General features: G+C 60.4%; 22 protein-coding genes. 11 read left to right on the top strand and 11 right to left on the bottom strand.

Annotated elements, in window-relative coordinates:
- Window positions 1-52: 52 nt before the first annotated feature.
- Complete coding sequence (yjgA, locus tag H9642_RS02565) at window positions 53-571, bottom strand: ribosome biogenesis factor YjgA (RefSeq protein ID WP_251834839.1); 519 nt, start codon at window positions 569-571, stop codon at window positions 53-55.
- Window positions 572-704: 133 nt separating this feature from the next.
- Here yjgA and pmbA point away from each other — a divergent pair, with 133 nt between their 5' ends.
- Window positions 705-2,051, top strand: a complete 1,347-nt coding sequence (pmbA, locus tag H9642_RS02570) for a metalloprotease PmbA (RefSeq protein WP_251834840.1) — start codon at window positions 705-707, stop codon at window positions 2,049-2,051.
- A 54-nt stretch (window positions 2,052-2,105) separates the two neighbouring features.
- Here the strand turns inward: pmbA and H9642_RS02575 are convergent, their stop codons facing one another.
- From H9642_RS02575 to H9642_RS02620, 10 genes are all read right to left on the bottom strand, one after another.
- On the bottom strand, window positions 2,106-2,378 hold the full coding sequence (locus H9642_RS02575) for an HPr family phosphocarrier protein (protein WP_251834841.1): 273 nt from the start codon (window positions 2,376-2,378) through the stop codon (window positions 2,106-2,108).
- A gap of 9 nt (window positions 2,379-2,387) precedes the next feature.
- Window positions 2,388-3,245, bottom strand: coding sequence for an RNase adapter RapZ (gene rapZ / locus H9642_RS02580; protein WP_251834842.1), 858 nt, complete (start codon window positions 3,243-3,245; stop codon window positions 2,388-2,390).
- A 1-nt stretch (window position 3,246) separates the two neighbouring features.
- The gene (gene ptsN / locus H9642_RS02585) at window positions 3,247-3,711 is read right to left on the bottom strand and encodes a PTS IIA-like nitrogen regulatory protein PtsN (RefSeq protein WP_251834843.1); all 465 of its coding nucleotides are present in this window, start codon (window positions 3,709-3,711) and stop codon (window positions 3,247-3,249) included.
- Window positions 3,712-3,720: 9 nt separating this feature from the next.
- Complete coding sequence (hpf, locus tag H9642_RS02590; RefSeq protein WP_251834844.1) at window positions 3,721-4,029, bottom strand: ribosome hibernation-promoting factor, HPF/YfiA family; 309 nt, start codon at window positions 4,027-4,029, stop codon at window positions 3,721-3,723.
- Between the two features lie 129 nt (window positions 4,030-4,158).
- A complete protein-coding gene (locus H9642_RS02595; protein ID WP_251834845.1) occupies window positions 4,159-5,655 on the bottom strand; it encodes an RNA polymerase factor sigma-54 in 1,497 nt (498 codons plus the stop codon).
- A gap of 130 nt (window positions 5,656-5,785) precedes the next feature.
- Complete coding sequence (gene lptB / locus H9642_RS02600; RefSeq protein WP_251834846.1) at window positions 5,786-6,511, bottom strand: LPS export ABC transporter ATP-binding protein; 726 nt, start codon at window positions 6,509-6,511, stop codon at window positions 5,786-5,788.
- The gene (gene lptA / locus H9642_RS02605) at window positions 6,511-7,053 is read right to left on the bottom strand and encodes a lipopolysaccharide transport periplasmic protein LptA (RefSeq protein WP_251834847.1); all 543 of its coding nucleotides are present in this window, start codon (window positions 7,051-7,053) and stop codon (window positions 6,511-6,513) included. The genes lptB and lptA overlap by 1 nt, the downstream gene beginning before the upstream one ends.
- Window positions 7,040-7,609, bottom strand: coding sequence for an LPS export ABC transporter periplasmic protein LptC (gene lptC / locus H9642_RS02610; RefSeq protein ID WP_251834848.1), 570 nt, complete (start codon window positions 7,607-7,609; stop codon window positions 7,040-7,042). The genes lptA and lptC overlap by 14 nt, the downstream gene beginning before the upstream one ends.
- An 8-nt stretch (window positions 7,610-7,617) precedes the next feature.
- Window positions 7,618-8,142, bottom strand: a complete 525-nt coding sequence (locus H9642_RS02615) for a KdsC family phosphatase (RefSeq protein ID WP_251834849.1) — start codon at window positions 8,140-8,142, stop codon at window positions 7,618-7,620.
- Complete coding sequence (locus H9642_RS02620) at window positions 8,142-9,116, bottom strand: KpsF/GutQ family sugar-phosphate isomerase (protein WP_251834850.1); 975 nt, start codon at window positions 9,114-9,116, stop codon at window positions 8,142-8,144. The genes H9642_RS02615 and H9642_RS02620 overlap by 1 nt, the downstream gene beginning before the upstream one ends.
- 212 nt (window positions 9,117-9,328) lie before the next feature.
- Between H9642_RS02620 and H9642_RS02625 the strand changes: the two genes are divergently transcribed.
- The 10 genes from H9642_RS02625 to hisC all read left to right on the top strand — a co-directional run bounded on the left by H9642_RS02625 (window position 9,329) and on the right by hisC (window position 17,590).
- Window positions 9,329-10,141 (top strand): ATP-binding cassette domain-containing protein, encoded by an 813-nt coding sequence (locus H9642_RS02625; RefSeq protein WP_251834851.1) that lies wholly within the window; start codon window positions 9,329-9,331, stop codon window positions 10,139-10,141.
- Window positions 10,141-10,938 (top strand): lipid asymmetry maintenance ABC transporter permease subunit MlaE, encoded by a 798-nt coding sequence (mlaE, locus tag H9642_RS02630; RefSeq protein WP_251834852.1) that lies wholly within the window; start codon window positions 10,141-10,143, stop codon window positions 10,936-10,938. The genes H9642_RS02625 and mlaE overlap by 1 nt, the downstream gene beginning before the upstream one ends.
- Complete coding sequence (gene mlaD, locus H9642_RS02635; RefSeq protein ID WP_251834853.1) at window positions 10,938-11,405, top strand: outer membrane lipid asymmetry maintenance protein MlaD; 468 nt, start codon at window positions 10,938-10,940, stop codon at window positions 11,403-11,405. The genes mlaE and mlaD overlap by 1 nt, the downstream gene beginning before the upstream one ends.
- A gap of 10 nt (window positions 11,406-11,415) precedes the next feature.
- Window positions 11,416-12,060, top strand: a complete 645-nt coding sequence (locus H9642_RS02640; RefSeq protein ID WP_251835349.1) for an MlaC/ttg2D family ABC transporter substrate-binding protein — start codon at window positions 11,416-11,418, stop codon at window positions 12,058-12,060.
- On the top strand, window positions 12,057-12,365 hold the full coding sequence (locus tag H9642_RS02645; RefSeq protein ID WP_251834854.1) for an STAS domain-containing protein: 309 nt from the start codon (window positions 12,057-12,059) through the stop codon (window positions 12,363-12,365). Before H9642_RS02640 ends, H9642_RS02645 begins: the two co-directional genes overlap by 4 nt.
- Window positions 12,366-12,578: 213 nt before the next feature.
- Window positions 12,579-12,818, top strand: a complete 240-nt coding sequence (locus H9642_RS02650) for a BolA family protein (RefSeq protein ID WP_251834855.1) — start codon at window positions 12,579-12,581, stop codon at window positions 12,816-12,818.
- A 22-nt stretch (window positions 12,819-12,840) separates the two neighbouring features.
- Window positions 12,841-14,106, top strand: a complete 1,266-nt coding sequence (murA, locus tag H9642_RS02655; RefSeq protein WP_251834856.1) for a UDP-N-acetylglucosamine 1-carboxyvinyltransferase — start codon at window positions 12,841-12,843, stop codon at window positions 14,104-14,106.
- 54 nt (window positions 14,107-14,160) lie between these two features.
- The gene (gene hisG / locus H9642_RS02660; RefSeq protein WP_251834857.1) at window positions 14,161-14,793 is read left to right on the top strand and encodes an ATP phosphoribosyltransferase; all 633 of its coding nucleotides are present in this window, start codon (window positions 14,161-14,163) and stop codon (window positions 14,791-14,793) included.
- 328 nt (window positions 14,794-15,121) lie between these two features.
- Window positions 15,122-16,432 carry a histidinol dehydrogenase gene (hisD, locus tag H9642_RS02665; RefSeq protein WP_251834858.1) on the top strand — a complete coding sequence of 437 codons (1,311 nt, stop codon included), beginning with the start codon at window positions 15,122-15,124 and terminating at the stop codon, window positions 16,430-16,432.
- Between the two features lie 105 nt (window positions 16,433-16,537).
- A complete protein-coding gene (gene hisC, locus H9642_RS02670; RefSeq protein WP_251834859.1) occupies window positions 16,538-17,590 on the top strand; it encodes a histidinol-phosphate transaminase in 1,053 nt (350 codons plus the stop codon).
- Window positions 17,591-17,592: the final 2 nt, after the last annotated feature.

The raw sequence follows: 17,592 nt of genomic DNA on the forward strand, positions 1-17,592 counted from the left end.
ACAAGCTGCAAGCAAGCGAAAGCCATAGCGTGCTTGAGGCTTGCAGCTGCTGTTAGCGTAATCCGCGCTGGGTTTCGTCCATTTCGCGGATGTATTTGAAGATTTTGCGCGCGGCGGTTGGAACCTTGTTACGAGCCGCTTCGTGCTGGGCATGACGAATCAGGCCGCGCAGGTGCTGGCGGTCGGTGTCGGGGTAGTCGTTGACGAAGGCTTCCAGGACTTCATCGTCACCCGCGATCAAGCGGTCGCGCCAGCGCTCCAGGGCGTGGAAGCGCTCGTTGTACTGGCGGGTGGAGGCGTCCAGTTGATCGATCAGGGCGGTTATCCCTTCGATGTCCTGCTCGCGCATCAATTTGCCAATGAACTGCATGTGGCGTTTCTTGGCGGAGTTGGCGGTGTGCTTAGGGGCTTCAGCCAAGGCGCGGCGCAGGACGTCAGTCAGGGGCAGCTTGTCCAGTACGTCCGGCTTGAAGGTCGTCAGGCGCTGACCGAGATCCTGTAAGGCATGCAGTTCGCGTTTGATCTGGGATTTGCTTTTCTCTTCGGAGAAATCGTCGAGGAATTCAGACATGGGGCGGGTCCAATGGATAATGCCGCCATGATAACAGCAGCGGTGTGCCGGGGCTTCCACGGGCGATAGTCGTGAGGTGCACGCTGAATCACTTGTTTACTTGCAAGCCGTTGCTTGCAGCTTAGGAGTAGCCATGAGTTCAGTCGATAAGGTCGGTCCGCAAGCCTTGCCGCACCTGGAAGAAAAGGTCGAGCGCATCCTGGCCGAGGCCAAACGCCAAGGCGCCAGCGCGTGTGAAGTGTCGGTTTCGGCCGGGCAAGGGTTGAGTACCACGGTGCGCCAGGGCGAGGTGGAAACCGTCGAGTTCAATCGTGATCAGGGCTTTGGCATCATTTTGTACAACGGTCAGCGCAAAGGCGCAGCAAGTACCTCAGCGGGTGGCGACGAGGCGATTCGCGAAACCGTGGCCGCCGCACTGGCCATCGCTCAGCATGCGTCTGAAGATGGGTGTGCGGGGCTGGCCGATGCAGCACTGATGGCCCGTGAGCTGCCAGATCTGGATTTGTATCATCCGTGGGCTATCGAGCCGGATCAGGCGGTGGAACTGGCGCTGCGTTGCGAAGCGGCGGCGTTTGCCAAGGATTCGCGCATTCGCAATGCCGATGGCACCAGCCTTAACAGCCATCAAAGCTGCCGGGTGTATGGCAACAGCCATGGTTTCATAGGCGGCTACGCCAATACGCGGCACAGCCTCAGCTGCGTGATGATTGCTGAGGCAGACGGCCAGATGCAGCGCGATTATTGGTATGACGTCAGTCGCCGTGGCGAAGATTTGAAAGACGGCGTATTTATCGGCCAGCGCGCCGCCGAGCGTGCTGTCAGCCGACTGGGCGCCCGTCCGGTACCTACGTGCGAGGTCCCGGTGCTGTTTGCAGCCGAACTGGCGACTGGATTGTTCAGTCATTTCCTCGCGGCGATTTCCGGAGGCAACCTGTATCGCAAGGCGTCCTTTCTCGAAGGTGCGCTCGGTCAGCGTCTGTTCCCTGAGTGGCTGAGTCTCGATGAACAGCCGTTGCTGGCCCGCGGCCTGGGCAGCGCGAGCTTCGATAGCGATGGCCTGGCCACTTATGCAAAACCCTTCGTACTCAATGGCGAGCTGGTGTCCTATGTGCTGGGCACCTATTCCGGACGCAAGCTGGGCATGCCAAGCACGGCCAATGCCGGTGGTGTGCACAATCTTTTCGTTACGCATGGTGAAGATGATCAGGCTGCACTGATCAAGCGCATGGGTCGTGGCCTGCTGGTAACCGAGTTGATGGGGCAAGGGTTGAATCTGGTCACCGGCGACTATTCACGCGGTGCGGGGGGCTACTGGGTGGAGAACGGTGAAATTCAGTTCCCGGTGCAGGAGGTAACTATCGCCGGCAACCTGCGCGATATGTTCCGGCAGATCGTCGCGGTGGGCAGCGACCTGGAGACCCGCAGCACTATCCGGACCGGGTCGGTGCTGATTGAAAAAATGACGGTGGCTGGGAGCTAAGCGCTCAAGCCGCGCCGGTGCAGCAGGGAGAATCTAAGGTGACCTCCCTGCTGTTTATTCCCCTTCGCCAAAGCAATCGTTGATCAAGTCGATCAGCGCGTCGAGGGCTTCGTCATCCTGTTCGCCTTCGGTATGCAGGTGCAAAGGCGTACCCTTGCCGGCGGCAAGCATCATGACCGCCATGATGCTCTTGCCATCGACCAGGCTATCTGGAGCGTGGCCAACGCGCACCTGACAGGGATAACGCCCGGCAGTGCCTACAAATTTGGCAGCGGCGCGGGCGTGCAAGCCCAGTTTGTTGACGATGGTGATATCGCGGCAAGGCATTGCAGGTCCCTATGGCAGATCGCGGTGGCGAACCTGGACGTTCTTCAATTGCGTCTTGAGCGTGGCACCGAGTCGTTCAGCCAGATAGACGGAGCGGTGATGGCCGCCCGTGCAGCCGATGGCGATCGTGACATAGGCACGGTTGCTGGCGGCAAAGCGTGGCAACCATTTTTGCAGGTAGCCGCGGATATCCTGATACATCTCTTCGACATCGCTCTGTGCGTCGAGGAATTCGATGACGGGCTGATCTCGGCCGGAGAAGTCACGCAGATCAGGCCGCCAATACGGGTTGGGCAGGCAGCGCACGTCGAACACCAGGTCGGCATCGACGGGCATGCCGCGCTTGAAGCCGAAGGATTCGATCAGAAATGCGGTACCCGGCTCGGGTTTGTCCAGCAGGCGCAGTTGAAGGCTGTCGCGCAGCTGATAAAGATTCAGGTGGGTGGTGTCGATTTTCAGATCGGCCAGGTCGCTGATCGGGCCGAGCAGTTGGCTTTCGTCACGTATGGCCTCGGCCAGCGAGCGGGTATCGTTGGTGAGCGGATGGCGGCGGCGAGTTTCCGAGAAGCGTTTGAGCAGTGTTTCCTCGTCAGCATCCAGGTACAGAACATCACAGAGGATGTGCCGCGAGCGGACTTCCTCCAGCAGATCAGGGAAGCGTTGCAGGTGGCTGGGCAAATTGCGGGCATCGATGGATACGGCCACTTGCGGGTGCTGCAATTCGGTGTGGATCAGCGCACTTTGGGCCAGCTCAGGTAGCAGACCTGCGGGCAGATTGTCGATGCAATAAAAACCGTTGTCCTCAAGGACGTTTAGCGCTGTGCTCTTGCCCGAGCCGGAGCGACCGCTGACGATGATCAGGCGCATTTCAGTTCCCGTTCTGAACGTCCAGCACAACCTGGTACAGGGCTTGGTTAGTCTCGGCTTGACGCAAGCGGGCACGCACATCGTCGCGATCCAGCATGTGGGCGATCTGGCGCAGAAGCTCCAGGTGCGCATCGGTGGCCGATTGCGGTACCAGCAGCACGAACAGCAGATCCACCGGAATGGCATCGATGGCGTCGAAATCCACCGCAGCATCCAGGCGTAGTAGCGCGCTGATGGGTGCAGTGCAGCCGGCCATGCGGCAATGGGGAATGGCGATGCCATTGCCAAAACCGGTGGAGCCGAGTTTTTCGCGGGCGATCAAGGCTTCAAAGATCGTGCTGGCATCGAGCTCGGGCTGTTCCCGGTCGAGCAAGTGGGCGATCTGTTCCAGGACGCGTTTTTTACTGCCTCCCGGCACGTTCACCAAGGAACGGCCGGGGGTCAGGATATCTTCAAGTCGGATCATGGTGTGGAATCAGCGGACGGTTGCGCCCTGCTCGCGTTCGAGCTGCTTTTCCTTGTATTTGATTAATTGGCGATCCAGCTTGTCGACCAAGAGGTCGATGGCTGCGTACATATCATCGTGTTCGGCAGTGCCCACGATTTCGCCACCGGCAACATGCAGTGTGGCGTCGATTTTTTGCTTCAGTTTTTCCACTTGCAGTATCACCTGTACGTTGGTGATACGGTCGAAGTGGCGCTCCAGTCGGGTGAATTTGTCGTCGATATAATCGCGCAGGGCGTCGGTCACTACCAGTTGGTGTCCACTGATGTTGACTTGCATACCGTATTCTCCTTCTTGCCGCGTGGATGGCGCAGACCAAGGGCCTGCAGCCGGAACACTGTGGCTTGGGCGACTTGCGCAGACATGGACGGTTGTCGGTCCTGCGCCAGCCTGTCCCCCAAGAGCTTGCTACATCAGTCGCTTGCGTTCACTGGACGGTGCGATCCCCATGGATTCGCGGTACTTGGCTACCGTGCGCCGGGCGACTTGAATACCTTGTGCTTCCAGTAGACCAGCGATCTTGCTGTCACTCAATGGCTTTTTGGCGTTTTCCGCCGCGACCAGCTTTTTGATGATGGCGCGGATCGCGGTGGATGAACATTCTCCGCCTTCGGCGGTGCTCACGTGGCTGGAAAAGAAGTATTTCAGTTCGTAAATACCACGCGGGGTGTGCATGAATTTTTGTGTGGTGACCCGCGAGATGGTCGACTCATGCATGCCCACCGCTTCGGCAATGTCATGCAGGACCAGGGGCTTCATCGCTTCGTCGCCGTATTCGAGAAAGCCGCGCTGATGCTCGACGATCTGCGTGGCCACTTTCATCAAGGTTTCATTGCGGCTTTGCAGGCTCTTGATGAACCAGCGCGCTTCCTGCAATTGGTTGCGCATGAAGGTGTTGTCCGTACTGGTATCGGCGCGCCGCACGAAGCCTGCGTATTGCGGGTTGACGCGCAGACGCGGCACGGATTCCTGATTCAGCTCCACCAGCCAGCGATCGTTGTGCTTGCGCACGATCACGTCCGGCACGATGTATTCCGGTTCGCTGGCTTCGATTTGCGAGCCGGGACGCGGGTTGAGGCTCTGGATCAATTCGACTACCTGGCGTAGCTCATCCTCCTTGAGCTTGAGGCGGCGCATCAGCAGGGCATAGTCGCGGCTACCCAGCAGGTCGAGGTGATCGCCGACCAGGCGCTGGGCTTCGACAAGCCAGGGCGTGCTGTTCGGCAATTGGCGCAGTTGCAGCAGAAGGCATTCGCGCAGATCGCGCGCGGCTACGCCGGCGGGCTCGAAGTGTTGCAGACGACGCAGAACGGTTTCGATTTCATCGAGCTCGATGTCCAGCTCCGGGTCGAAGGCGGCGAGCACTTCCTCCAGGGATTCCTCCAGATACCCCTGGTCGTTGATGCAGTCGATCAAGGTTTCGGCGATCAACCGGTCGGTATTGGACATGGGCGCCAGGTTGAGCTGCCAGAGCAGGTGCGTTTGCAGGCTTTCGCCTGGCGCGGTGCGCGAGGTGAAGTCCCACTCTTCGTCATCATTACTCGGCAGGCTGCTGGCGCTGGTCTGGTAGACGTCTTCCCAGGCGGTGTCCACAGGCAGCTCGTTGGGAATCCGTTCATTCCACTCGCCACCGTCATCAAGGTTTTCAACCGTGGGAATGCTGCTTTCCTGAAGGGCTATTTCCTGGCTGCCAGGGTTGGGCAGTTCGTCGCCGTCGGCCAGCGGGTCGGCGTTGTCGAAATCCTCGCCCTCCTCCTGACGTTCGAGCATCGGATTGGATTCCAGGGCTTCCTGGATTTCCTGCTGGAGATCCAGGGTAGACAGTTGCAGAAGTCGTATGGCCTGTTGCAGCTGCGGGGTCATCGTCAGCTGCTGGCCCATCTTGAGAACGAGCGATGGTTTCATGGCAGACCTTGATTGCCGGCGTCTAAGCGCCATCCACTAGCGGGCGCCGCAGCGCCATGGAAGCAAATTATATGCCTGATTTTTCTTGGGAATTCCAGTATCTGATATTACGGACTGAGCACGGCATTAATCAGAGTCGGAATTCGTGGCCCAGATAGACTTCCTTGACCAACTGGTTGGCCAGGATGCTTTGCGCATCGCCCTCGGCGATCAGGCGACCGTCGCTGACGATATAGGCGGTTTCGCAAATGTCCAGCGTTTCGCGAACGTTGTGATCGGTGATCAATACGCCGATTCCCTTGGCCTTGAGATGGTGAATGATTTGCTTGATATCGCCCACCGAGATCGGGTCGACGCCGGCAAACGGCTCGTCGAGAAGGATGAACTTGGGCGCTGTGGCCAGCGCGCGGGCAATTTCCACACGCCGCCGTTCTCCACCGGAGAGGCTCATGCCCAAGCTGTCGCGGATGTGGGTGATGTGGAATTCTTGCAGCAGGCTCTCCAGCTCCTTTTGCCGGCCCTGGGCATCGAGGTCCTTGCGGGTTTCCAGGATGGCGAGAATGTTATTGGTCACGGTCAGCTTGCGAAAGATCGATGCTTCCTGTGGCAGATAGCCGATCCCGGCACGGGCGCGGCCGTGCATGGAATGATGGCTGACGTCACGGTCGTCAATCAGCACGCGGCCCTGGTCGGCGCGCACCAGGCCGACGATCATGTAAAACGTGGTGGTCTTGCCGGCGCCGTTGGGACCGAGCAAACCGACGATCTGGCCGCTGTTGATGGTCAGGCTGACATCGCGAACCACTTGGCGCTTCTTGTAACTCTTGGCCAGATGCTGGGCGGTGAGGGTGGCCATTATTCGGACTGCTCTCCAGGAGTTTTCTTGCGCGGCTGGATGACCATGTCGATCCGGGGCTGCGGGGTGGTGATGGTATCGCCGGTGGCGCGCCCGGCATTGACGACCTGGGTTGCCGTGTCATAGATGATCTTTTCGCCTTCGAAGGTGTTGCCTTCCTGGATGACCTTGGCCTGGTCGATCAGCACGATGCGCTCGTTGCTGGCGAAGTACTGAATAGTGCGACCGTAGGCTTGCACGATGGACTTGCCGGCCTCAGGCAACTGCTCATAGTAGGCAAGCTTGCCGACGGCAGTGAAACGCTCGATATCGCCCAGTGTGTTCTGGTTGATGGTTACGGTGTCGCCGGTGATCTTCAGCGTGCCCTGGGTAATCACCACATCACCCCGGTAAATCGCCACGCCTTTTTTGTCATCCAGCTCAGCGCTGTCAGCCTGGATGTGGATGGGCTGGTCACGGTCCGAGGGCAGTGCCCAGGCTGCTGTGCTGCCCAGCGCGGCGGACAGGCAAAGCAGGAGGTGGAGAGGGTTAACGAACCTCATGTTGGCCTCTTACGTTGGAGAGCAGGAGCATCCTGCCTTCATTCAGATACGCTTTCATGCCTTGTCCCGTGGTGACGCCATTGGCGGCCTCGATTCTGACAGCTTGTTGGGTTTCGGCGTATTCCCGCTCCGGAAAGACGGTCATGCGGCTGGTGGTCAGCAGGGTATGGCGGCCCTTGGCATCGGTGCGCTCAGTGCGTACGTTGTCGATCAACTCGACCTCGGTGCCCTGCGGGCTGACTTCGCCCCGCTCGCTGCGTACGTGCCAGGGCAGTTCGCCGTCGCGGTACAGCAACAGGTCGGGCTTCTCCAGCAAGGTGATGTCGCTGATCTTCAAGTGATCAAGGCGCACGCTGGTCATTTCGTAACGCAGGGTGCCGTCGGCATGGAACTGTTGCGACCTGGCATTCTCGACGAAGAAATCGATGGGATTCTCTTCGGTGTCGGTCACCGGTTGGTCGAGAAACTGGTGGGGAACGATGTTCCAGTACCCCACGGCGGCGAGCAGCAGGGCAGCGATGATCAGGGGCAGAAGATTACGCAGCTTGCGCAGCATGGTGTTCCCTACAGGTAGGCTGACTGGGCGGCTTCGAGGCTGCCCTGGGCGCCCATGATCAGTTCACAGAACTCCCGCGCCGCACCTTCGCCACCGCGTGCCCGGGTGACGCCGTGGGCATGTTCGCGAACGAAGGGATCGGCGCTGGCCACGGCCATGCCCAGGCCGACACGTCGAATCACCGGCAGGTCGGGCAGGTCGTCGCCCAGATAAGCGACCTGCTCATAATGGAGTCCCAGTTCGCCGAGCAGTTCATCCAGCACTGCCAGTTTGTCTTCACGGCCCTGGTAGAGGTGGGGGATGCCCAGGTCCCGTGCGCGGCGTTCGACTACCGGTGTGGTGCGGCCGGTAATGATCGCGGTGCGTACGCCTGACTTCATCAGCATCTTGATGCCATGCCCGTCGAGGGTGTTGAACGTCTTGAATTCGCTGCCGTCGGTGAGGAAATACAAACGGCCATCGGTGAGCACGCCGTCGACATCAAAAATCGCCAGCTTGATGCGTTGGGCGCGTTGCTGCAGATCAGCGTTCATTACAGTACTCCCGCACGTAACAAGTCGTGCATGTTCAGGGCGCCGATGGGCATGCCCTGGGCGTCGATGACCACCAAGCCATTGATCTTGTGGTCTTCCATGATTTTCAGCGCTTCGGCGGCGAGCATGTCGGCGCGAGCGGTCTTGCCCGGGCTGGTCATCACTTCGTCGATGCCGGCATTGCGCACATCGATGCCCTTGTCCAGGGTGCGGCGCAGGTCGCCGTCGGTAAAGACTCCAGCCAGACGGCCATCGGCCTCAAGCACCAGGGTCATGCCCAGGCCTTTCTGCGTCATTTCCAGCAGCGCTTCGCGCAGCGAAGTGCCTCGCTGTACGCGAGGAAGTGCGTCGCCGGAATGCATTACATGCTCGACCTTGAGCAGCAGACGGCGGCCGAGGGCGCCGCCTGGGTGTGAAAACGCGAAGTCTTCGGCGGTAAAACCCCGGGCTTCCAGCAAGGCGATGGCCAGGGCGTCGCCCAGGACCAGGGAAACGGTAGTCGACGAGGTAGGCGCCAGATTCAACGGGCAGGCTTCCTGGGTGACGCTGGCGTCGAGGTTGACCGCGGCGGCTTGGGCCAGCGGCGAATCGGCTTTGCCGGTCATGCTGATCAGGGTGATACCCAGGCGTTTGATCAGCGGCAGCAAAGTAACGATTTCGGTGGTGCTGCCGGAATTGGACAGGGCCAGGACCACGTCATCACGGGTGATCATGCCCATGTCGCCGTGACTGGCTTCGCCAGGATGAACGAAGTAGGCCGTGGTACCGGTGCTGGCCAGGGTGGCGGCGATCTTGCGACCGATATGCCCAGATTTGCCCATGCCGACCACGACGACCCGGCCCTTGCAAGCCAGAATCAAGTCGCAGGCGCGAGTGAAATCGCCATTGATGCGGGCCAGCAGGGCTTCGATGGCTTGCAGTTCGAGGCGGATGGTGCGCTGGGCGGACTGAATCGGCGTGCTGGTATGAGTCATGGCAGGTCAGGTTGCGAATGAAAAGGCGGGGATTATAGCGACAAAGGTAAGGCGCCTCACGCTTTCAGGATGACAAAAGGTGTTACCTGGATTGCGTCGAGAAAAAATGTTCAATGGTATAGTGCGCACCGTTTCGCCCATTCTGTGGGCTGCTGTCCCACTTTGCGATACAGTGGCCCGCGTGAAACAAGGTCGTTTGCTAAGGAGGTTCGATGAGTGAGGCCAGTGCCTACGCGGTCGAGTTGCGTGAAGTCACGTTCAAGCGCGGAGCCCGGAGTATCTTCGATAAAGTGGATATCCGCATTCCTCGTGGCAAGGTTACCGGCATCATGGGGCCTTCCGGGTGCGGCAAGACGACGTTGCTGCGGCTGATCGCCGCCCAGCTGATGCCCGATAGCGGCGCCGTGCAAGTGAATGGCGTCAACCTGCCGGACCTGTCCCGCAGCGAACTCTTCGATATGCGCAAGCAGATGGGCGTGCTGTTTCAGAGCGGCGCTCTGTTTACCGACCTCGATGTGTTCGAGAACGTCGCCTTCCCCTTGCGTGTACATACGCAGCTACCCGAAGAAATGATCCGCGACATCGTCCTGATGAAGTTGCAGGCGGTTGGCCTGCGTGGCGCCATCGACCTGATGCCTGACGAATTGTCCGGCGGCATGAAGCGCCGGGTAGCCCTGGCCCGGGCCATCGCCTTGGATCCACAGATTCTCATGTATGACGAGCCTTTCGTTGGCCAGGACCCGATCGCTATGGGCGTATTGGTGCGCCTGATCCGCCTGCTCAACGATGCGCTGGGCATCACCAGTATCGTGGTCTCCCATGACTTGGCCGAGACGGCGAGCATTGCCGACTACATCTATGTGGTGGGCGATACCCAGGTGCTGGGCTTCGGCACGCCGGACGAATTGATGACGTCCGATAACCCGCGTATTCGCCAATTCATGCAGGGCATCCCCGACGGGCCGGTGCCGTTCCATTACCCGGCGGACGATTACCGCGACGCATTGCTGGGGGGGCGTTCCTGATGCGCAAGGTCTCCGCTCTGGAGCGTATCCGCCTGCTTGGCAAAGCTGGCTTCGATGTGCTCGCTTCCCTGGGGCGTTCAACGCTGTTTTTAGTGCGCGTGCTGTTCGGGCGTGACGGCTTGGGCAACGGCTTTCAATTGCTGGTCAAGCAGCTGTATTCGGTGGGGGTGATGTCGCTGGCGATCATCGTCGTCTCCGGGGTCTTCATCGGCATGGTGCTGGCGCTGCAGGGCTACAACATTCTCAGCAGCTACGGCTCCGAACAGGCGGTCGGGCAGATGGTCGCCCTGACTCTGTTGCGCGAACTGGGGCCGGTGGTCACCGCGCTGCTGTTTGCCGGCCGCGCCGGTTCGGCCTTGACCGCCGAGATTGGCAATATGAAGTCCACTGAGCAGTTGTCCAGCCTGGAGATGATTGGCGTGGATCCGCTCAAGTACATCATTGCGCCGCGCCTGTGGGCAGGTTTCATCTCCATGCCCTTGCTGGCCATAATCTTCAGCGTGGTGGGCATCTGGGGTGGCGCGCTGGTAGCGGTGGACTGGCTGGGTGTGTATGAAGGCTCCTACTGGGCCAATATGCAGAACAGCGTGCAGTTCGTCGACGATGTGCTCAATGGAGTGATCAAGAGCATCGTATTTGCCTTTGTGGTGACCTGGATTGCGGTGTTCCAGGGCTATGACTGTGAACCCACTTCCGAAGGTATCAGTCGTGCCACCACGCGTACTGTGGTGTATGCCTCGCTGGCCGTGCTCGGCCTCGATTTCATTCTGACTGCTTTGATGTTTGGAGATTTCTGATGCAAACCCGCACTCTGGAAATCGGTGTCGGCCTGTTCCTGCTGGCCGGCCTGTTGGCCTTGTTGCTCCTTGCGCTGCGCGTCAGCGGCCTGTCTGCCTCTGCGGGTGGAGACACCTACAAGGTGTATGCGAACTTCGACAATATTGCCGGCCTTACCATTCGCTCTAAGGTAACCATGGCCGGCGTGACGATCGGCAAGGTTACCGCCGTTGATCTGGATCGCGACAGCTACACCGGGCGCGTGACCATGGAGCTGGACAGCTCGGTGAACAACCTGCCGGTCGATTCCACCGCGTCTATTCTCACCGCTGGATTGCTGGGTGAAAAATACATTGGCATCAGTGTCGGTGGCGAAGAGGACGTGCTCAAGGATGGCGGTCGGATTCACGACACCCAGTCCTCGCTGGTGCTTGAGGATTTGATCGGCAAGTTTTTGCTCAACTCGGTAAACAAAGAGGCCAACTGATATGTCCGCCATGATTTCTGTCTTGCGTCGCGGTGCAGTGGTTCTGCTGGCTTGCCTGCCCCTGTGGGCCACGGCCGCGCCCGATGCGCAACAAGTCGTCCAGCAGACCGTGGATGAATTGCTGAACGATCTTAAAACCAACAAGCAGCAGTATCTGGGTGATCGGGAGGCCTTCTACCGTTCGCTGAACGATATTCTCGGTCCGGTCGTGGATGCTCGTGGGATCTCCCGCAGCATCATGACCGTGAAATATTCCCGCAGTGCCTCACCGGAGCAGCTGCAGCGCTTCGAAGACAACTTCAAGCGCAGCCTGATGCAGTTCTACGGCAATGCCCTGCTCGAATACGACAACCAGGGCATCCGCGTTTTGCCCAGCCGGCAAGCCAATGACGACCGCGCCAGCGTTGGCATGGAAGTGATCGGCAACAATGGCGCCGTCTACCCGGTGTCCTACACCATGGTCAAACAGGGCGATACCTGGCTGCTGCGCAACGTGATCATCAACGGCATCAACGTCGGCAAGCTGTTTCGCGATCAGTTCGCCGATGCCATGCAACGCAACGGTAACGACCTGGACAAAACCATCGACGGCTGGGCGGCTGTGGTCGAGCAGGCCAAGGACAGCGCCACCGGTCAGCAGGCAGGCGGGCAATGAGCAGCGCCAGTCTGCGCGAACACGCCGCAGGCGAGTTGCTGCTGGGCGGGGTGCTCGATGCCGACAGCGGACCGACCTTGCGTGCGCAGGGGCTGGCGCTGATCAAGGGCACCTCGGCAACGACAGTCACCGTTGATTGCTCCAGTGTGGAAAAGTCCAGCAGCGTTGGTCTTGCCTTGCTGCTGGCATTTATGCGCGATGCGGCGCAGCACGGCAAGGAGCTGCGTGTTCGCGCGTTGCCCGACGACATGCGCCAGATTGCCGAGGTGTGCCAGTTGCTGGAATTGTTGCCGCTGGAGGCGTGACGGCCTGACGCGAGTGAAACAGTACGGGCGGGCGGCGGAAGGGTTCGTCAGCCACCGCCGTAGCGGCCGTCCTATTGGACAGAGCCTTTTCGATGGACTGATGATCCCGTTGGGGTGCTCGGGGTTCGCAGCCCGTGGCCTTTTTTTGTATGATGCCCGGCCGACGAGCCCAGGCTCCCCGCTATCAATGCAGAACACCAAACGAGGTTGAGCATGCAGGCCTTAGAAGTGAAGAGTTTCCTGGAAGCCCGACTGCCTGGTGTCCAGGTGGATGTGGAAGGGGAAGGCTGCAATTTTCAGCTGAACCTGATCAGCGACGAACTGGTGGCCTTGGGCCCGGTGAAGCGCCAACAGCAGATTTATGCACACCTCAATCCCTGGATTGCCGATGGCAGCATTCATGCCGTCACCATGAAATTCTTCAGCCGCGCCGACTGGGCCGAGCGTTCCTGAGCCTAACGGCGTCGAGAGACCTATGGACAAACTGATTATTACCGGCGGCCACCGTCTCGACGGCGAGATCCGCATTTCCGGTGCGAAGAACTCCGCGCTGCCGATCCTGGCTGCCACCTTGCTGGCCGAAACGCCGGTCACCGTATGCAACCTGCCCCACCTGCACGACATCACCACGATGATCGAGCTGTTCGGCCGCATGGGCGTGCAGCCGGTGATCGACGAGAAACTCAGCGTCGAAGTGGATGCCTCGAGCATTCAGACTCTGGTCGCGCCCTATGAGCTGGTCAAGACCATGCGCGCCTCGATCCTGGTGCTCGGTCCGATGGTCGCCCGTTTCGGGGAGGCCGAAGTGGCACTGCCCGGCGGTTGCGCCATTGGCTCGCGTCCGGTGGATCTGCACATTCGTGGTCTCGAAGCCCTGGGTGCCGAGATCGAAGTGGAAGGCGGCTATATCAAGGCCAAGGCTCCGGCCGGCGGTCTGCGTGGCGGGCGTTTCTTCTTCGATGTGGTGAGTGTCACCGGCACTGAAAACATCATGATGGCCGCCGCGCTGGCCAATGGCCGCAGCGTGCTGGAAAACGCCGCACGCGAGCCGGAAGTGGTCGACCTGGCCAACTTCCTCAACGCCATGGGCGCCAAGGTCAGCGGCGCGGGTACCGACACCATCGTCATCGACGGCGTGAAGCGCCTCGGTGGCGGTCGTTACAGCGTGATGCCCGACCGCATCGAGACCGGGACCTATTTGGTGGCTGCCGCTGCGACCCGTGGCCGGGTCAAGCTCAAGGATACCGATCCGACTCTGCTGGAGGCCGTGCTGGTCAAGCTGCAAGAGGCGGGCGCGCATATCAACACCGGCAAGGACTGGATCGAGCTGGACATGAAGGGCAACTGCCCGCGCGCGGTCAATGTGCGCACCGCGCCGTACCCGGCGTTCCCCACCGACATGCAGGCCCAGTTCATTGCCATGAATGCGGTGGCAGAAGGGGTTGGCACCGTGATCGAGACGGTGTTCGAAAACCGTTTCATGCACGTGTACGAGATGAATCGCATGGGCGCGCAGATCCTGGTGGAAGGCAATACCGCTATTGTGACCGGCGTGCCTGTCCTCAAGGGAGCTCCGGTGATGGCCACCGATCTGCGGGCGTCCGCCAGCCTGGTAATCGCCGCGCTGGTCGCTGAGGGCGAGACGTTGATCGATCGCATCTACCACATCGACCGTGGCTATGAATGCATCGAGGAAAAACTGCAGCTGCTCGGCGCCAAGATTCGCCGCGTTCCGAACTAACGCCGCATAGCGGGGGCCGCGCTCCCGCTTTTCGCTTTCAAGGATTGCTTTTCCATGCTCACCATCGCGCTGTCCAAAGGCCGCATTCTCGACGATACCCTGCCGCTGCTGGCAGCCGCCGGCATCGTGCCCACCGAGAACCCGGACAAGAGCCGCAAGTTGATCATCCCCACCACGCTGGACGATGTGCGTCTGCTGATCGTGCGTGCCACCGATGTGCCGACTTATGTCGAGCAGGGTGCCGCCGACCTGGGTGTGGCGGGCAAGGACGTGCTGATGGAGTTTGGTGGTCAGGGACTATACGAGCCGCTGGACCTGCGGATCGCCAATTGCAAGCTGATGACCGCAGGCCGCATCGGCGCGCCTGAGCCCAAGGGGCGCCTGAAGGTGGCCACCAAGTTCGTCAATGTCGCCAAGCGCTACTACGCCGAACAAGGCCGCCAGGTGGATATCATCAAGCTGTATGGCTCCATGGAACTGGCGCCGCTGGTCGGCCTGGCCGACAAGATCATCGACGTGGTCGACACCGGCAACACGCTGCGTGCCAACGGGCTGGAACCCCAGGATCTGATTGCCATGGTCAGTTCGCGCCTGATCGTCAACAAGGCGTCGATGAAGATGCAGCATGCTCGTATCCAGGCGCTGATCGACACCCTTCGTGAGGCAGTCGAGCGACACCAAGGCTGATTTTTTACGACTTCCGGGTCGTGTGTCCGCCAGAAAGGGCGGATTGCCAAGAACGCAGGATGCACTCTTGGCCAGCCTATCCGTGTCATAGCCACTTTCTCGGGCGTCGATGCGGCGGGCTTGATAATGTGGTGGCCTGTTTGGTCAGTTCAATTGTTCAATTTCGGCGCCCGAGGCTCCGATACGGCGTTGCCGCTCCTTGCCATAGCCCTGCTATGACTCGTCGCGGCGCCTTGTCTCGGAACCTCGTGCATCCGAACTTGATTCAATCAACTAACCGCACAGGCCACTAACGACGTCCGAGCAATTGCCAATTATGAGGCCCGCCATGACCGATGCACTTTCCCTTCGCCGACTCAACGCTGCCGATGCGGACTTCAGCCGCCATCTGGATCATCTGTTGAGCTGGGAAAGCGTTTCCGACGACTCGGTCAACCAGCGAGTGCTGGAGATCATCAAAACCGTACGCGAGCGCGGCGATGCCGCCCTGGTGGAGTACACCCAGCGTTTCGATGGCCTGCAGGTCACCTCCATGGCCGACCTGATCCTGCCCCGCGAACGACTCGAAGAAGCGCTGACCCGCATCACGCCAGAGCAGCGCCAGGCGCTGGAAACCGCTGCTGATCGCGTACGCAGCTACCACGAAAGACAAAAGCAGGACTCCTGGACCTACACCGAGGCCGATGGCACGGTGCTCGGCCAAAAGGTCACACCACTGGATCGCGCCGGTCTCTACGTGCCTGGCGGCAAGGCCTCCTATCCGTCCTCGGTATTGATGAACGCGATTCCCGCCAAGGTCGCCGGCGTGCCGGAGGTGGTCATGGTGGTGCCGACCCCGCGTGGCGAAATCAACGAAATGGTCCTGGCCGCGGCAGCGATTGCCGGTGTCGATCGGGTGTTCTGCATCGGCGGCGCCCAGGCCGTCGCTGCGCTGGCCTATGGCACCGAGAGTGTGCCGCCAGTGGACAAGATCGTCGGGCCGGGCAACATCTACGTGGCCACTGCCAAGCGCCACGTGTTTGGCAAGGTGGGCATCGACATGATCGCCGGCCCGTCGGAGATCCTTGTTGTCTGTGATGGCCAGACCGATCCGGACTGGATCGCCATGGACCTGTTTTCCCAGGCCGAGCACGACGAAGATGCCCAGGCGATTCTGGTCAGCCCGGATGCCGAGTTTCTTGATCGCGTGGCGGCCAGCATCGAAAAGCTGCTGCCGACCCTCGAGCGTGAGGCCATCGCGCGTACCTCGATCCAGGGCCGTGGCGCGCTGATCCAGGTGGCCGACATGGCTCAGGCCATTGAAGTGGCCAACCGCATTGCTCCCGAGCACCTTGAGCTGTCGGTGGAAAACCCCGAGCAGTACCTGCCGTTGATCCGTCACGCCGGGGCGATTTTCATGGGGCGCTACACCGCCGAAGCCCTGGGCGATTATTGTGCTGGCCCGAACCACGTGTTGCCGACCTCGGGTACCGCGCGCTTCTCCTCGCCGCTGGGCGTGTACGACTTCCAGAAACGCTCATCGATCATCCATTGCTCAGCCGAAGGGGCTTCGGAGCTCGGCAAGGTGGCCTCGGTGCTGGCGCGCGGCGAGTCGCTGACCGCCCACGCGCGAAGCGCCGAATACCGGATCAAGAATTAAAAACGAAATAAACGCTGGAGGCTGGAGGTTGGACAAGGCACGCGCTGCTTCGACCGACCTCCAGTCTCCTGCTTCTAGCGATTCCTGAGAGGAGACAAGGGCGTAATGAGCAAATTCTGGAGCCCCTTCGTCAAGGACCTGGTGCCTTACGTGCCGGGTGAGCAGCCCAAGCTGGCCAAGCTGGTCAAGCTCAATACCAACGAAAACCCTTACGGCCCGTCCCCCAAGGCGCTGGCGGCCATGCAGGCCGAGCTGAATGACAGCTTGCGCCTGTACCCGGACCCCAACGGCGAGCGCTTAAAAAACGCAGTGGCCGAGTACTACGACGTGCAAGCCAACCAGGTGTTTGTCGGCAACGGCTCTGACGAGGTGCTGGCACACATCTTTCACGGCCTGTTTCAGCACGACAAAGCGCTGCTGTTCCCGGATATCACCTACAGCTTCTATCCGGTGTACTGCGGCCTCTACGGCATCGATTTCCAGACCGTGGCCCTGGATGAAGAGTTTCAAATCCGCGTCGCGGACTACGCGCGGCCCAATGGCGGGATCATTTTCCCCAACCCGAATGCGCCGACCGGACGTGTTCTCGCACTGGAGGCCATTGAGCAGATTCTGCAGGCCAGCCCGGATTCCGTGGTCGTGGTAGATGAAGCCTACATCGATTTCGGCGGACAGAGCGCCGTTGCATTGGTGGAGCGTTACCCGAACCTGCTGGTGACCCAGACCCTGTCCAAGTCGCGGTCGCTGGCCGGGATGCGCGTCGGTCTGGCCATCGGCAGTGCCGAGCTGATCGAGGCGCTGGAGCGGATCAAGAACAGCTTCAACTCCTATCCACTGGACCGCCTGGCCATTGTCGGCGCCGCCGCGGCCTTCGAGGATCGCGAGTATTTCGAAACCTGCCGGGAGAAGGTGATCAGTAGTCGTGAGCACTTGATCAGTGAGTTGAGTGGTCTGGGCTTCGACATCCTGCCCTCGGCTGCCAACTTCATCTTCGCTCGCCATCCGCTCAAGGATGCCGCCGAATTGGCCGTTGGTCTGCGCCAGCAGGGCGTGATCGTGCGGCACTTCAAGCAGGCGCGCATCGAGCAGTTCCTGCGCATCTCCATTGGGACGCCGGAGCAGAATCAGGCGTTGGTGGACGCGCTGCGGGAGCTGTAACG

Source organism: Serpens gallinarum (genome assembly GCF_014836765.1).
GTDB lineage: Bacteria > Pseudomonadota > Gammaproteobacteria > Pseudomonadales > Pseudomonadaceae > Serpens > Serpens gallinarum.

Excerpts from the sequence above, each read along its gene's own strand:
- lptA (WP_251834847.1), bottom strand. The coding sequence starts at position 7,053 with ATGAGGTTCGTTAACCCTCTCCACCTCCTGCTTTGCCTGTCCGCCGCG.
- H9642_RS02615 (WP_251834849.1), bottom strand. The coding sequence starts at position 8,142 with ATGAACGCTGATCTGCAGCAACGCGCCCAACGCATCAAGCTGGCGATT.
- ptsN (WP_251834843.1), bottom strand. The coding sequence starts at position 3,711 with ATGATCCGACTTGAAGATATCCTGACCCCCGGCCGTTCCTTGGTGAAC.
- rapZ (WP_251834842.1), bottom strand. The coding sequence starts at position 3,245 with ATGCGCCTGATCATCGTCAGCGGTCGCTCCGGCTCGGGCAAGAGCACA.
- H9642_RS02595 (WP_251834845.1), bottom strand. The coding sequence starts at position 5,655 with ATGAAACCATCGCTCGTTCTCAAGATGGGCCAGCAGCTGACGATGACC.
- hisC (WP_251834859.1), top strand. The coding sequence starts at position 16,538 with ATGAGCAAATTCTGGAGCCCCTTCGTCAAGGACCTGGTGCCTTACGTG.
- H9642_RS02620 (WP_251834850.1), bottom strand. The coding sequence starts at position 9,116 with ATGACTCATACCAGCACGCCGATTCAGTCCGCCCAGCGCACCATCCGC.
- mlaE (WP_251834852.1), top strand. The coding sequence starts at position 10,141 with ATGCGCAAGGTCTCCGCTCTGGAGCGTATCCGCCTGCTTGGCAAAGCT.
- H9642_RS02575 (WP_251834841.1), bottom strand. The coding sequence starts at position 2,378 with ATGCCTTGCCGCGATATCACCATCGTCAACAAACTGGGCTTGCACGCC.
- pmbA (WP_251834840.1), top strand. The coding sequence starts at position 705 with ATGAGTTCAGTCGATAAGGTCGGTCCGCAAGCCTTGCCGCACCTGGAA.
- H9642_RS02625 (WP_251834851.1), top strand. The coding sequence starts at position 9,329 with ATGAGTGAGGCCAGTGCCTACGCGGTCGAGTTGCGTGAAGTCACGTTC.
- H9642_RS02640 (WP_251835349.1), top strand. The coding sequence starts at position 11,416 with ATGATTTCTGTCTTGCGTCGCGGTGCAGTGGTTCTGCTGGCTTGCCTG.
- H9642_RS02650 (WP_251834855.1), top strand. The coding sequence starts at position 12,579 with ATGCAGGCCTTAGAAGTGAAGAGTTTCCTGGAAGCCCGACTGCCTGGT.
- hisD (WP_251834858.1), top strand. The coding sequence starts at position 15,122 with ATGACCGATGCACTTTCCCTTCGCCGACTCAACGCTGCCGATGCGGAC.
- hisG (WP_251834857.1), top strand. The coding sequence starts at position 14,161 with ATGCTCACCATCGCGCTGTCCAAAGGCCGCATTCTCGACGATACCCTG.
- H9642_RS02645 (WP_251834854.1), top strand. The coding sequence starts at position 12,057 with ATGAGCAGCGCCAGTCTGCGCGAACACGCCGCAGGCGAGTTGCTGCTG.
- murA (WP_251834856.1), top strand. The coding sequence starts at position 12,841 with ATGGACAAACTGATTATTACCGGCGGCCACCGTCTCGACGGCGAGATC.
- hpf (WP_251834844.1), bottom strand. The coding sequence starts at position 4,029 with ATGCAAGTCAACATCAGTGGACACCAACTGGTAGTGACCGACGCCCTG.
- lptC (WP_251834848.1), bottom strand. The coding sequence starts at position 7,609 with ATGCTGCGCAAGCTGCGTAATCTTCTGCCCCTGATCATCGCTGCCCTG.
- yjgA (WP_251834839.1), bottom strand. The coding sequence starts at position 571 with ATGTCTGAATTCCTCGACGATTTCTCCGAAGAGAAAAGCAAATCCCAG.
- mlaD (WP_251834853.1), top strand. The coding sequence starts at position 10,938 with ATGCAAACCCGCACTCTGGAAATCGGTGTCGGCCTGTTCCTGCTGGCC.
- lptB (WP_251834846.1), bottom strand. The coding sequence starts at position 6,511 with ATGGCCACCCTCACCGCCCAGCATCTGGCCAAGAGTTACAAGAAGCGC.